At 58.9% G+C, this 12,003-nt stretch carries 12 protein-coding genes; 9 read left to right on the forward strand and 3 right to left on the reverse strand.

Translation table 11 applies throughout. The features are described 5' to 3' along the window. Window positions 1-69 precede the first annotated feature (69 nt). Complete coding sequence (locus tag ABNT42_RS19415; protein ID WP_348699743.1) at window positions 70-1,860, forward strand: acyl-CoA dehydrogenase; 1,791 nt, start codon at window positions 70-72, stop codon at window positions 1,858-1,860. 203 nt (window positions 1,861-2,063) lie between these two features. On the opposite strand, the gene ABNT42_RS19420 is transcribed toward ABNT42_RS19415, so the two are convergent. Then, window positions 2,064-2,492 (reverse strand): hypothetical protein, encoded by a 429-nt coding sequence (locus tag ABNT42_RS19420; RefSeq protein WP_348699745.1) that lies wholly within the window; start codon window positions 2,490-2,492, stop codon window positions 2,064-2,066. Between the two features lie 221 nt (window positions 2,493-2,713). Between ABNT42_RS19420 and rpsP the strand changes: the two genes are divergently transcribed. From rpsP to ABNT42_RS19460, 8 genes are all read left to right on the forward strand, one after another. Beyond that, on the forward strand, window positions 2,714-2,959 hold the full coding sequence (gene rpsP, locus ABNT42_RS19425; protein ID WP_155434600.1) for a 30S ribosomal protein S16: 246 nt from the start codon (window positions 2,714-2,716) through the stop codon (window positions 2,957-2,959). Window positions 2,960-2,973: 14 nt separating this feature from the next. After that, window positions 2,974-3,534 (forward strand): ribosome maturation factor RimM, encoded by a 561-nt coding sequence (rimM, locus tag ABNT42_RS19430; protein ID WP_348699747.1) that lies wholly within the window; start codon window positions 2,974-2,976, stop codon window positions 3,532-3,534. Window positions 3,535-3,555: 21 nt separating this feature from the next. Next, window positions 3,556-4,302 carry a tRNA (guanosine(37)-N1)-methyltransferase TrmD gene (gene trmD / locus ABNT42_RS19435; RefSeq protein WP_348699749.1) on the forward strand — a complete coding sequence of 249 codons (747 nt, stop codon included), beginning with the start codon at window positions 3,556-3,558 and terminating at the stop codon, window positions 4,300-4,302. Between the two features lie 106 nt (window positions 4,303-4,408). Next, window positions 4,409-4,795, forward strand: a complete 387-nt coding sequence (rplS, locus tag ABNT42_RS19440; protein ID WP_155434603.1) for a 50S ribosomal protein L19 — start codon at window positions 4,409-4,411, stop codon at window positions 4,793-4,795. Between the two features lie 98 nt (window positions 4,796-4,893). Then, window positions 4,894-5,559 carry a CoA pyrophosphatase gene (locus tag ABNT42_RS19445; RefSeq protein ID WP_348699753.1) on the forward strand — a complete coding sequence of 222 codons (666 nt, stop codon included), beginning with the start codon at window positions 4,894-4,896 and terminating at the stop codon, window positions 5,557-5,559. 55 nt (window positions 5,560-5,614) lie between these two features. Continuing rightward, window positions 5,615-6,583: a CobD/CbiB family protein gene (locus tag ABNT42_RS19450; protein ID WP_348699755.1), complete on the forward strand. Its 969-nt coding sequence runs from the start codon at window positions 5,615-5,617 to the stop codon at window positions 6,581-6,583. Window positions 6,584-6,805: 222 nt separating this feature from the next. Beyond that, window positions 6,806-7,141: a DUF3579 domain-containing protein gene (locus ABNT42_RS19455; RefSeq protein WP_155434606.1), complete on the forward strand. Its 336-nt coding sequence runs from the start codon at window positions 6,806-6,808 to the stop codon at window positions 7,139-7,141. Between the two features lie 125 nt (window positions 7,142-7,266). Then, window positions 7,267-9,990 carry a pitrilysin family protein gene (locus ABNT42_RS19460; RefSeq protein WP_348699757.1) on the forward strand — a complete coding sequence of 908 codons (2,724 nt, stop codon included), beginning with the start codon at window positions 7,267-7,269 and terminating at the stop codon, window positions 9,988-9,990. Between the two features lie 84 nt (window positions 9,991-10,074). Here the strand turns inward: ABNT42_RS19460 and ABNT42_RS19465 are convergent, their stop codons facing one another. Further along, the gene (locus ABNT42_RS19465) at window positions 10,075-10,917 is read right to left on the reverse strand and encodes a transposase (RefSeq protein ID WP_348699759.1); all 843 of its coding nucleotides are present in this window, start codon (window positions 10,915-10,917) and stop codon (window positions 10,075-10,077) included. A 143-nt stretch (window positions 10,918-11,060) separates the two neighbouring features. After that, on the reverse strand, window positions 11,061-11,801 hold the full coding sequence (locus tag ABNT42_RS19470; protein ID WP_348699761.1) for a GntR family transcriptional regulator: 741 nt from the start codon (window positions 11,799-11,801) through the stop codon (window positions 11,061-11,063). Window positions 11,802-12,003: the final 202 nt, after the last annotated feature.

Raw genomic sequence — 12,003 nt, forward strand, 5'->3', positions numbered from 1 at the left:
GTAAGCCGGATTGACGTGGCTTTTTTTTAGCGCAAATTCGCAGAATTCTGGAGATATTGGAGAAAAACGATGCCTTATCAAGCACCCCTGAAAGACATGCTGTTCGTGATGAACGAACTGGCCGATCTGGCCGCCGTGAACGCACTGCCCGGCAATGAAGATGCAACGCCTGACACGGCCGAAGCCGTGCTGGAAGAAAATGCCAAATTCGTCGCCAACGTCGTCGCCCCGCTGAACCACGCCAGCGACAAAGAGCCTAGCTATCTAGCCGATGGTAAAGTCACCACCTCGAAAGGCTTCAAGGAAGCGTTCACGGCTTATGCGGAAGCGGGCTGGCAGGGTGTGCAGCATCCGGTCGAATTCGGTGGTCAGGGCCTGCCCAAGCTGCTGGCTACGCCATGCATCGAAATGCTCAACGCGGGCAGCATCTCGTTCGCGCTGTGCTCGCTGCTGTCGGATGGCGCCATCGAAGCGCTGCTGACGGCCGGTAGCGACGCACAGAAAGCCACCTATCTGGAAAAACTGGTCTCGGGTCAATGGACCGGCACCATGAATCTGACCGAGCCACAGGCCGGTTCCGATCTGGCTGCCGTGCGCACTCGCGCCGTGCCGCAGGAAGATGGCACCTACAAAATCTTCGGCACCAAAATCTTCATCACCTACGGCGAACACGACTTCACGGAAAACATCGTCCATCTGGTGCTGGCACGCACCCCGGACGCACCGGCTGGCGTGAAAGGCATTTCCCTGTTCATCGTGCCTAAATTCCTCGTCAATGCCGACGGCACGCTGGGCGCGCGCAATGATGCGCACTGCGTCTCGCTCGAACACAAACTGGGCATCAAGGCCAGTCCGACGGCCGTACTGCAGTTCGGTGACAACGGCGGCGCCATCGGCACGCTGGTGGGTGAAGAAAATCGCGGCCTCGAATACATGTTCATCATGATGAATGCAGCCCGCTTCGGCGTTGGCATGCAGGGTATCGGCCTGGCCGAGCGCGCATACCAGAAAGCCGTCACCTTCGCCAAAGACCGCGTACAGTCGCGTGATCTGGCTGGTTCCGCTGGCCCTGTTGCCATCATCAATCACCCAGATGTACGCCGCCTGCTCATGAATATGCGTTCGCAGACGGAAGCGGCGCGTGCACTGGCTTACGTCGGTGCCGGCCTGAGCGATATCGCCCACAACCACGCCGATGCCGAAGTGCGCAAATCGACGCTGGCTGTGTACGAATATCTGGTGCCTATCATCAAAGGCTGGTCGACTGAAATGTCGCAGGACGTCACCCGTGACGGCGTGCAGGTGCACGGCGGTATGGGCTTCATCGAAGAGACGGGTGCAGCCCAGCACTACCGCGATGCCAAGATCCTGACCATCTACGAAGGCACCACAGCGATTCAGGCCAACGACCTGGTTGGCCGCAAAACTGTACGCGACGGCGGTGCCGTAGCGAAGAACCTGATCGCACAAGTACGCGCGACGGTAGCCGAACTGGCCGCACGTGATGGCGCCGACTTCAAGGCCATCGAAGCCCAGCTGAGCGCCGCCAGCGCGGATCTGGAAGCGGTAGTGGACTTCGTGGTTGCCAACGTCAAGAGCGACATCAAGAGCGTGTTCGCCGGTAGCGTGCTGTACCTGAAGCTGGCTGGTCTGGTTTTGGGTGGTTGGCAGATGGCCCGCGCCGCCCTGATCGCCCAGCGCAAGCTGGACGCAGGCGAAGGCGATCCCGCCTTCTACAGCGCCAAGATCGTCACCGCCCGCTTCTTTGCCGACCACATCCTGTCGCAAGCAGGCAGCCTGCGCAGCGCCATCGTATCTGGCAGCAGCGGCGTGCTAGCACTGTCCGTCGAGCAGTTCTAAAAAATTGGGGTCAGATCTGTCATTCGGACATCCGACCCCGATACTTGAGCTATCTCAAGATCATTCTCTAAAAACGTTCAGCGGCAAGTCTTGCGCTGAACGTTTTTTTATGTGGTTGTATTCCCACTTTGTTCGGGTGGTCATTGCGGTATATCAATGGTGTGATCTGCATGTCCGAATGACAGATCTGACCCCGAAGTTGTTTAGCCGTAGGCGCCGCCCGTGTAGAGCAGGTCGAACAGGCGCGACATGGTGGCAATCAGGCTGCCGGCACCCAGCATCATGCTGGCGACGAGGATGACGGCTAAAGGCCATTGGCTGGCCGACTGGCGCCCGCTGTTGGCGTTGTGGCGCGCATCCCATTTTTCGTCGCTGGTCAGGCCCATGATCAAGGCTTCGAGAAAGCCGATCAGGCCCGAGATGATGATGGGTAGCAGGTGGTAGAACGGGTCGGCTTGGGGCCATACGGCGCTGGCGGCGGCGCATAGGGGGAGGGCGCTCAGATGGGCCCACAGGGCGCGATCGCGCAGGCCGCCCAGATACAGGCGCTGGGCACCGATGCCGCCCAGTAGAAAGGCCAGCAGGGTGGCCACGGTTTTGTTTTTGTGGCGGACTTGATGCACTTCGGTCATGTTTGTTCGCTAATTTGCCGGTAAAACAGCAGTATCGGGCATAATATCGCCTCCGGCGGAGGTTTTTTTGTGCTTCAGCCTATTGCTCCGCACGCCGGATCGGGGGATAATCTTTGATTACCCCAACATTGCCCGATTATTTCATTAACGCTTGCTGCTTCGCGGCAAAGCGCGCTATAATTTGCGGCTTTTTCCGTCCTAGCACACTTTTTGGAAATATTATGGTCGTTATTCGTTTAGCTCGTGGAGGCGCCAAGAAGCGTCCGTTCTACAACATCGTTGCAACCGACTCGCGCAATCGTCGCGATGGCCGTTTCATCGAACGTATCGGTTTCTACAACCCGATGGCTTCCGGTGGTGAAGTGCCTCTGCGCATTACCGCTGACCGTCTGGCTCACTGGCAATCGGTTGGCGCACAACTGTCGCCAGCAGTTGCACGTCTGGTAGCCCAGAACAAAGCAGCTTAATACTGGTTGCTGGTTTGACCGTCAAGAATGCATCCGGGGTGCAAGTCCCCGACGATCTGGCACAGGTAGGCTTTGTCTACGGTGCCTACGGCGTTGCAGGCTGGGTCAGGATACGTCCTTTCTCGGAAGATGCGGATGCACTCCTGCGGGTTAAAACCTGGTGGCTCGATAAGCCGGGTGTCCATGATGTCGATGTCAAGCATTGCAAAATGCATGGCGGCGATGTGGTGGCGCAAATTATCGGCATTACGGATCGTAACGTTGCGGAAGCACTCAAGGGTGCTGCTGTGTCGATTCCCCGTAGCCGTTTCCCGGTCTTGTCGGACGACGAGTTTTACTGGGCTGATCTGATCGGTCTGGAAGTAGAGAATTTGCAAGGTGAGCACCTCGGTACGGTGTCTGACATGATGAGCAATGGTCCGCAGTCGATCTTGCGCATTACGCCAGCAGCCACGGCCGAAGCTGTTCCGGAAGATGGGGCGCAAGAGCGCCTGATTCCATTTGTGGACGCGTATGTCATCAAGGTAGACAAGGCCGCAAAGAAAATCACAGTCGACTGGGGCCTTGATTACTGAACATAAAGAGGGCGGCCCGCCATGCAATTTGATGTCGTGACCCTGTTCCCTGAAATGTTCGCCGCTCTGACGCAGTCGGGTGTCACCCGGCGTGCGTTCGAACAGAATAAATGTGGTCTGTCGCTGTGGAATCCGCGTGATTTCACCACCGATAATCACCGCACCGTGGATGATCGCCCCTATGGTGGCGGCCCCGGCATGGTGATGCTGGCCAAACCGCTGGAAGCGACGCTGAACGCCGCGAAAGCGCGCCAGACCGAGGCCGGTCTGCCGTCGCCGCGGGTCGTGTTCATGTCGCCGCAAGGCAAACCGCTGACCCATGCGCGGGTGATGGAGCTGAAACAGGAAGCCGGTCTGGTGATCCTGTGCGGCCGTTACGAAGCAGTCGACCAGCGTTTGCTGGATCGCTGCGTGGATGAAGAAATCAGCCTAGGCGATTTCGTCCTGTCCGGTGGCGAGCTGCCGGCCATGGCCTTGATGGATGCCGTGATCCGCCAGATTCCGGGCGTATTGAACACGGATGCGTCGGCCGTGGAGGATAGTTTCGTCAACGGTCTGCTCGATGCGCCGCACTACACGCGCCCCGAGACGTATGAAGGTGTAACTGTGCCGCCGGTACTGATGGGCGGCAACCACGCCGAGATTGAAAAATGGCGCCGCCAGCGCATGCTGGAAGCGACCGCGCGCAAGCGCCCCGATTTACTCGTTGAAGCCCGTGCAGCCGGTTTGCTGACGCGCAAAGACGAACAGTTTTTGGCAGGTTTGTAAAAACCTGCTGATGTCATGTGCAGGCATGTTGCTTGTACGTGTAACCCCCATCCTCTACTGGGCAAGTAGTACAGCGCGCCAGCATGATGGTTTATGGAGCCGTAAAATGGATCTGATTCAACAACTCGAGCAAGAAGAAATCGCTCGTCTGGGCAAAAACATTCCTGAATTTGCACCTGGCGATACCGTGATCGTTAACGTAAACGTCGTCGAAGGCACCCGTAAGCGTGCTCAGGCGTACGAAGGCGTTGTGATCTCCCGTCGTAACCGTGGCCTGAACTCGAACTTCATCGTTCGTAAAATCTCGTCCGGCGAAGGCGTTGAGCGTACCTTCCAGCTGTACTCCCCGCTGATCGCTTCGATCGAAGTGAAACGCCGCGGTGACGTACGTCGCGCTAAACTGTACTACCTGCGTGATCGTTCCGGTAAATCGGCACGTATCAAAGAAAAGCTGCCTAACCGTCGCCCAGCGGCGAAAACCGACGCTGCATAATTGTTGCGTTAGTTTAGGAAGCATGAGGCTGCAGGCCTCGGGAAAGGGCGCCACTGGCGCCCTTTTTTGTTCTGAATTCATCACTGGAGGAGAGCGTATTGGCACGCCCCCCGTTTGATCCCCGTGCACTACCCGTTGATGCCGTGGCCGGCGAAGCCGCCGTGGCGCCGGACCGTCTGACGCCGCACTGGCTGCGCCAGCGCTTTGCCGAGCAGCCTGCATGGCAGGCCGAGACAGCCGATGAATCAGCCATGCTGGCGGGCGCGCAGACGCCCACGCCAGCTTCGGTGCTGATTCCGCTGGTGGCGCGCGAACACGGCCTGCAATTGCTGCTCACGCGCCGTACCGAACACCTGAGCAAACACGCGGGCCAGATCAGTTTTCCCGGTGGTCGGGCCGAAGACTACGACGCCAGTGCGATCGAGACGGCGCTGCGCGAAGCAGAGGAAGAAATCGGTCTGGCCCGTCATCATGTGGATGTGCTGGGCACCTTGCCGCGCTATCTGACGGGGACGGGTTTCTGCGTGACGCCCGTGGTGGCGCTGCTGCAGCCACCGTTCGAACTGCAGGCCGATGCAGGCGAGGTGGCGGAAGTATTTGAAGTGCCTTTGCATTTTCTGATGGATGGCCAGAACCACCAGCGCCTGTCCGTCGAGCTGCCGGCAGGACGGCGCAGCTTCTACGCCATGCCGTATGGCGAGTATTTCATCTGGGGCGCGACGGCCGGTATGCTGCGCAATCTGTTCCATTTCTTGCGCGCCTAAGCTCGGTGCGCTATCGTAGCGGGCATTGCAGCTTAGCCCTATCCAAGGACGTTAGATGACTTTTCTTTCTATTTTATGCGCGCTGCTGATCGAGCAGATGAAGCCACTGCGGGCTGATAATCCGATTTACACGGAAATCAAGGCACTGGCACTGCGCATGGAGACCTGGTTTAACGCCGGTCACTCGAGCCACGGCCGCATGGGCTGGTTCCTGATGATGGCGCTGCTGATGGTACCAACTGCGCTGATATACGGCCTGCTCAAGCATTACAACCTGTTCCTCGCCGCGTTTGCATGGAACGTGCTGATCGTCTACCTGACGCTGGGCTTCCGCCACTATAGCCACTATTTCACCTCGATCCAGCTGGCGCTCAATGCGGGCGACGAAGCGGCTGCACGCAAGCTGCTCGGCGAGTGGACCAAGCAGGATACGGTGGGCATGGAAAGTAGCGAAATCGCCCGTCTGGCGGTAGAGAAATCGCTGATCACCACGCACCGCAATGTGTTCGGCGTATTCTTCTGGTTCCTCATGCCGCTCGGTCCTGCCTGCGCCGTGATGTACCGCGTGGCCGAGCATCTAGCGCGTGCGTGGAACGAACCTGAACACATGCGCAACGAAGCCTTTGGCCAGTTCGCAGCACGCGCGTTCTACTGGATAGACTGGATCCCGGTGCGCCTAACGGCCGTGGCCTTTGCCGTGGTGGGCAACTTCGAGGACGCCATCTATGCATGGCGCAACTTCGCCCACCGCTGGGCCGACGAAGCGATCGGCATCATTCTGGCGGCCGGTGGCGGCGCCATGGGTGTGCGTCTGGGTACGCCGGCCGAGAATGCCGCCAAGGTGCTGCCCGTCGATGCGGCCACGGTCGATACCAGCGATGAAGAGCCGGACGTACTGCCGGGTGAAGAGCCTAACGTGCGCGCGCTGCAAAGCACGGTAGGTCTGGTCTGGCGCGCCTTGCTGTTGTGGATGATGTTGTTATTGCTGCTGTCCGGCGCCGTGTGGCTGGGAGCTGCACCTTAAAGGGGTACAATAGGTGTCGCCATGGTGCAGAATGATGATAATTCTGCACCAAAATGCTTAAGCGTGAAAATTAACGATGTTATTTCAAGGACTTACGTTTTAGGGTCTTCTATAAGATATAATACGTAAGATTCTTACAGAATGATATCCGCCCGGCAAATCCGTCGGGAACGTTCACGCATTCTTGTTACCAACAAGTATCTACGCAGAAGCAGCCCGCCTATGGCCGAGTCAGCCCACAATCCGTTAGAACAGCAGGATTCGTTCTTCATCATTGGCCGCACCAGCAATGGTCGCCAGTTCCGTCCGAGTGACTGGGCCGAACGTCTGTGCGGCGTGATGGCCTGCTTCAAGCCGGAAGGTTTCGGCGGTGGCCGCGATTCCCACCTGCAGTTTTCGCCCTATGTGCGCCCCGTGGTGCTCGACGGGGTGAAGTCGGTGGTGGTGAACGGCAAACTGCGCGACCTCGAGCCTATGGCTTACCACTTCGTCATCTCCTTCGCCAAAGACAACGACCTGCAAATGGTCGATGCCTGCATCCTGCCGGACAAGACCTAACACCCGCGGTCTGCGGCCAGCGCCTGGGCTCAGGCGCTGTATTGCCATTAAATTCAGCTTAAGCTTCTAGCCGCCGCGTCGCGCTCGGCGTATGCTGCACGTTCCTAGAATTTGCGAGAGCTTCCATGAACTGCAGCCGCCTGAAATCCTGCGCTGCCGCCAGCCTGCTGCTGTGCGGCCTATCCACCTATGCCACCGGCTCGGCATGGGCCGCCAGCGCTTTGCCGCAAGGCGTAGTGGCGGGGCCTGCGACCGATGGTATCAGCGAATACCGCCTGCCCAATGGCCTGAAAGTACTGCTGTTCCCGGATGCTTCCAAGCCGACCGTCACCGTGAATGTGACTTATCTGGTGGGTTCGCGCCACGAGAACTATGGCGAAACGGGCATGGCCCATTTGCTTGAGCACATGCTGTTTAAAGGCACGCCGAAAAATCCATCCATCGTGCAGGAGTTCTCCCAGCGCGGCATGGAGTTTAACGGCACCACCTCGCTCGACCGCACCAACTACTACGAAGTGTTTCAGGCCAGCGAAGACAATCTGAAATGGGCGCTGGCGATGGAGGCGGACCGCATGGTGCACTCCAAGGTGGCGCGCAAGGATCTGGATACGGAAATGACGGTGGTGCGCAACGAGTACGAGAGCGGCGAGAATAATCCGTTCGGCGTGCTGCTCAAGCGCATGCAGAGCGTGGCTTATGACTGGCATAGCTACGGCCGCTCGACCATCGGCAACCGCAGCGATATCGAAAACGTGCGCATCGAGAATCTGCAGGCGTTCTACCGCACTTACTACCAGCCGGATAATGCCGTGCTGCTGGTGGCAGGCAAATTCGATCCGGCCAGCACGCTGGCATGGATCAGCAAGCAGTTCGGCGTAATCCCCAAGCCCAAGCGCAGCCTGCCGCCGTTCTGGACGGTGGAGCCGGTACAGGACGGCGAGCGCAGTTTCGTGGTGCGCCGTAAAGGTGATATGCAGTTGGTGGTGGTCGGCTACAAGGTACCGTCGGCGCTGCAGGAGGATAGCGATGCGCTGAGCTTCATGTCCGAAATTCTGGGTGATACACCGAACGGCCGCCTGCATAAGGCGCTGGTAGAAACGGGCAAGGCAGCGCAGGTGTTCAGCTATGGCCAGACCGGCTATGCGCCGGGGCTGCAGATGATGGGCGCCGTGGTGAAAGTGGGCGAGCCGCTGGAGCCCGTACGCGATGCGCTAATTGCCGCAGTTGAGAGCTTTGCCAGCACCCCGCCCACGGAAGAAGAGATGGCACGGGCGCGCCGTAGCTTCGCCAACGGCATCGAGAAAGCCCTGAATGATCCGCAGCGCGTGGGCGTGAGCCTGTCGGAAGAAATCGCGCTGGGCGACTGGCGGCTACTGTTCCAGGGGCGCGACAAGTTACCGAGCTTTACCTCGCAGCAGGTAGCGGCGGCTGCCGGCCGCTATCTGAAACGCGATAACCGCGTCGTCGGTACTTTTGTGCCGGAAGATGCGCCGCAGCGCGCTGAGATCCCGCCAGCGCCGCCGGTGGCACAGGTGCTGCGCGATTTCAAAGGGCAGAGCAGCGCGCTGACGGCGGAAGTGTTCAACCCCGATCAGGACAATATCGATGCGCGCACCGAACGCCTGAATATCGGTGGCCTGCAAGTGGCGCTGCTGCCGAAGAAGAACCGTGGTGCGGCGGTTTCCGTGAATTTACAGCTACACTGGGGCGACGAGAAAAACCTGTTCGATCAGGCCATCGTCGCCAGCGTGGCCAATGAAATGCTGACGCGCGGTACCAGCCAGTACACCCGTCAGCAACTGGCCGATGCGTTCTCGGAACTGAAGATTTCCGGTGGCCTGTACCAGTTCGAGACGACTGGCCCCCATCTGGCAGCAGCGCTGCAACTGGTCGCCCATGTGCTGAAAGAAGCCAGCTTCCCGCAGACCGAGTTCGAGCAGTTGCGCCAGCAGTGGCTGGTAGCTATCGAAGCCTCCCGCAACGAACCACAGACACTGGCGCAAAACGCGCTGGAGCAGCACTTTGCCCATTACCCGAAAGGCGATCCGCGTGCCACCATGAGCACTGACGAATTGCTGGCCGCCGTCAAGGCGCTCACGCTGGAGCAGGTGGTGGCCTTCCATCGCCAGTACTACGGCGCCAGTCATGGCGAACTAGCGATCGTGGGCGACTTCGATGCGGGTGCTATCAAGCCAGTGGTAGCGAGTGCCTTTGAGCAGTGGGACAGCAAGGTGGCGTATGCGCCGCTACTGCGCAGCAATGCCGATCCGGCGCCGCTGCAACGCTTCATCGATACGCCAGACAAGGAAAATGGCGTGTACATGGCGCGCCTGCCGCTGGCATTGAATCTTGACGATGAGGATATGCCGCTGCTGGAACTGGCCAACTACATCTTCGGTGATGGCGGCCTGAAATCGCGTCTGATGGACCGCATCCGTCAGAAGGATGGGCTATCGTATGGCGGCGGCAGCGCCGTGCAGGCAGGGCAGCTGGACAAGGCGGGCAGCTTCACTATCGAAGCCATCGCCGCGCCGCAGAATCTGAAAAAGCTCGCGGCGGCAATCCAGCAGGAACTCGAGCGTGCCGTCAAAGATGGCTTCACCGCGCAGGAGCTGGCGCGCGCCAAATCGGGATTGCTGCAGCAGCGCGCCCAGAACCGTGCGCAGGATGGCATCGTAGCGGCGGGCTGGTCGAATAATCTGTTCCTCAAGCGCAGCTATAGCTGGAGCAAAGCCTATGAAGCCAAGTTGCGTGCCGCCACACTAGCGCAAGTCAACGCGGCCTTCCGCAAAGCCATCGATCCATCCCGTCTATCCGTCGTGACAGCCGGCGACGCCCGCAAGAAATAGTTGGGGTCAGGTCGGGCAAAGTGCAGGTGTCAGGTCGGGCATGGGGGGCAAGTTGCCATGGTGAACTGCTGCCGAGGTTTGGAGTTATTGTTTGTTGAGGTGGGCGCGGATAATCCGGCCTACCTTGCGGCGCGAGAAGCCGCAATGGCGCGCTATTTCATTCATGGAAAAACTTAACGACTGATGCGCTTGAATAATGGCAGTTTCGGTACTCTGGCTAGCCGTAAAGTATTCGCTGAGCTGGGGATGCAAAGCGCCTTTCTGGGTGCGCAGAATCTCGCGCGAATGTAGGGCGGCATCGACGCTTTCAGCCTGTACCTGCGGCGCAAGTTCGCCCAGGTGGAGCTGGTGACGCAGTTGCTCCATAGGGCGGCCGGCACCTAGCCCCTGCTGTACGAATTCATGGTAAGACTCTCGCGCACGCTGCAGATCGTTGCCGAAATGTGCGAGCAAAGCAGTTGTATTGAGCCATTGCGGGCATGGAGCGGCGCCCATGACGTACCGGTGGCTACTCCAGTTCCATTCCTCTACGGACTCAACCAGTTTGGCACGTACAGGGTTAAGCACGATATAGCGCGCCAGCTCCTGCAAATACGATTCCTTTTCGCACAGTATTGCCGTGTAGCGCCCTTGGAATACATGTCCAACGAGCTGATGGCGGCGATTGAAAGTTTGTGAGTAGATGCCATTCAGCTGGCGCATGCCGTGGGCGAGATGCGCCTTGCGGGTTTCGATCAGCAAGTGAAAATGGTTGCCCATCATGCAGTATGCATAGATGACAAAATCAAAGCGCTCGCATACATGCGTCAGTATATCCAGCCAACAACGGCGATCAATGTCGTCCTGATAGATGAATTCGCAGCGGTCCCCACGTGTCGTTACGTGATACAGAGCACCGTCAAATTCGATTCGGAGAGGTCGGGTCATAGGCGCAATGTAGCTGAGCGCGCGAAAGCGGCTTTGAAGTTCCTCAACCGGCAGAGGCGCTCGGATAGAGCGGAACGACTCACGGTCGAGGCTGCACAACTGCCCGACCTGACACCTGCACTTTGCCCGACCTGACCCCAGGGTTAAGTGGCGTTGAGTTCGGCGACGAAGTCGTATAGGTCGCCGCGAAAGTAGGAGCGGCAGAATTCGATGGCGCGGCCGTCGCGCAGAAAGCCGAGCCGTTCGACCGCCAGCCCCGCTTCGCCGCGGGCGGTCTGCAGCAGGCTGGCCTGTTCGCCCGTCAGTAGCAGGGCGCTCAGGCGCTGCAAGGCGCGTACGGGACGGTTGCCGGCCTGCTCCAGCGCGGCATACAGCGAATCCTGCACGGCGTCCAGCGCCGGCAGGCTGCTGCCCACCAAGGTGGCGTATTCGAGGCAGACCGGGACGTCGTCGGCATAACGGATGCGGTGAAAGCGGTACACCAGCGTTCCCGGACTGAGCCGCAGCCGCAGCGCTTCTTCCGGCGCGACGATGCCTTCGCTGCGCTTGAGCCAGACGCTGTGCGGCTGGCGTCCCCGCGCCCGCATGTCTTCCGAGAACGAGCTGAGTTTGGCGAAGTTCTTTTCTATCCGCGTATTGACGAAGTTGCCCGAGCCGGGCCGGCGTACCAGCAGGCCTTCTTCCACCAGTCCATCAATGGCTTTGCGCACCGTGATGCGCGACAGCCCCAGTTCGCTGGCCAGCTGACGCTCGGCGGGCAGGGCGCCATCTTTGCCGAACAGTTTGCTGTCGATGGCGCTGCGCAAGGCACGCTGCAGCTGCAGATACAGGGGCTGGCTGTTGTTTTCTCCCAACTTCTGCATGATCTGTGCTAGCGCATTCATACCCGGTGGTCTCCGTCTGGTTTGTTGGAAAATAATACCAAAAAAGACCAGTTGTGCGGTATTACACTGGTCTTATCACATTAGACCACCGCTACGCCTCTTCTCTGTGACAGAAAGCAACAAAGTGGTATGTATTGTTCATACAACATGAAGAAAAATATCGAAAACTGGTAGTGTTCTGGTATTGGTCTGGAGTATATTG

It is taken from the genome of Duganella fentianensis, assembly GCF_964031615.1.
GTDB lineage: Bacteria > Pseudomonadota > Gammaproteobacteria > Burkholderiales > Burkholderiaceae_D > Rugamonas > Rugamonas fentianensis_A.

Excerpts from the sequence above, each read along its gene's own strand:
- rplS (WP_155434603.1), top strand. The coding sequence starts at position 4,409 with ATGGATCTGATTCAACAACTCGAGCAAGAAGAAATCGCTCGTCTGGGC.
- ABNT42_RS19470 (WP_348699761.1), bottom strand. The coding sequence starts at position 11,801 with ATGAATGCGCTAGCACAGATCATGCAGAAGTTGGGAGAAAACAACAGC.
- ABNT42_RS19465 (WP_348699759.1), bottom strand. The coding sequence starts at position 10,917 with ATGACCCGACCTCTCCGAATCGAATTTGACGGTGCTCTGTATCACGTA.
- ABNT42_RS19420 (WP_348699745.1), bottom strand. The coding sequence starts at position 2,492 with ATGACCGAAGTGCATCAAGTCCGCCACAAAAACAAAACCGTGGCCACC.
- rpsP (WP_155434600.1), top strand. The coding sequence starts at position 2,714 with ATGGTCGTTATTCGTTTAGCTCGTGGAGGCGCCAAGAAGCGTCCGTTC.
- ABNT42_RS19415 (WP_348699743.1), top strand. The coding sequence starts at position 70 with ATGCCTTATCAAGCACCCCTGAAAGACATGCTGTTCGTGATGAACGAA.
- ABNT42_RS19460 (WP_348699757.1), top strand. The coding sequence starts at position 7,267 with ATGAACTGCAGCCGCCTGAAATCCTGCGCTGCCGCCAGCCTGCTGCTG.
- ABNT42_RS19455 (WP_155434606.1), top strand. The coding sequence starts at position 6,806 with ATGGCCGAGTCAGCCCACAATCCGTTAGAACAGCAGGATTCGTTCTTC.
- ABNT42_RS19450 (WP_348699755.1), top strand. The coding sequence starts at position 5,615 with ATGACTTTTCTTTCTATTTTATGCGCGCTGCTGATCGAGCAGATGAAG.
- trmD (WP_348699749.1), top strand. The coding sequence starts at position 3,556 with ATGCAATTTGATGTCGTGACCCTGTTCCCTGAAATGTTCGCCGCTCTG.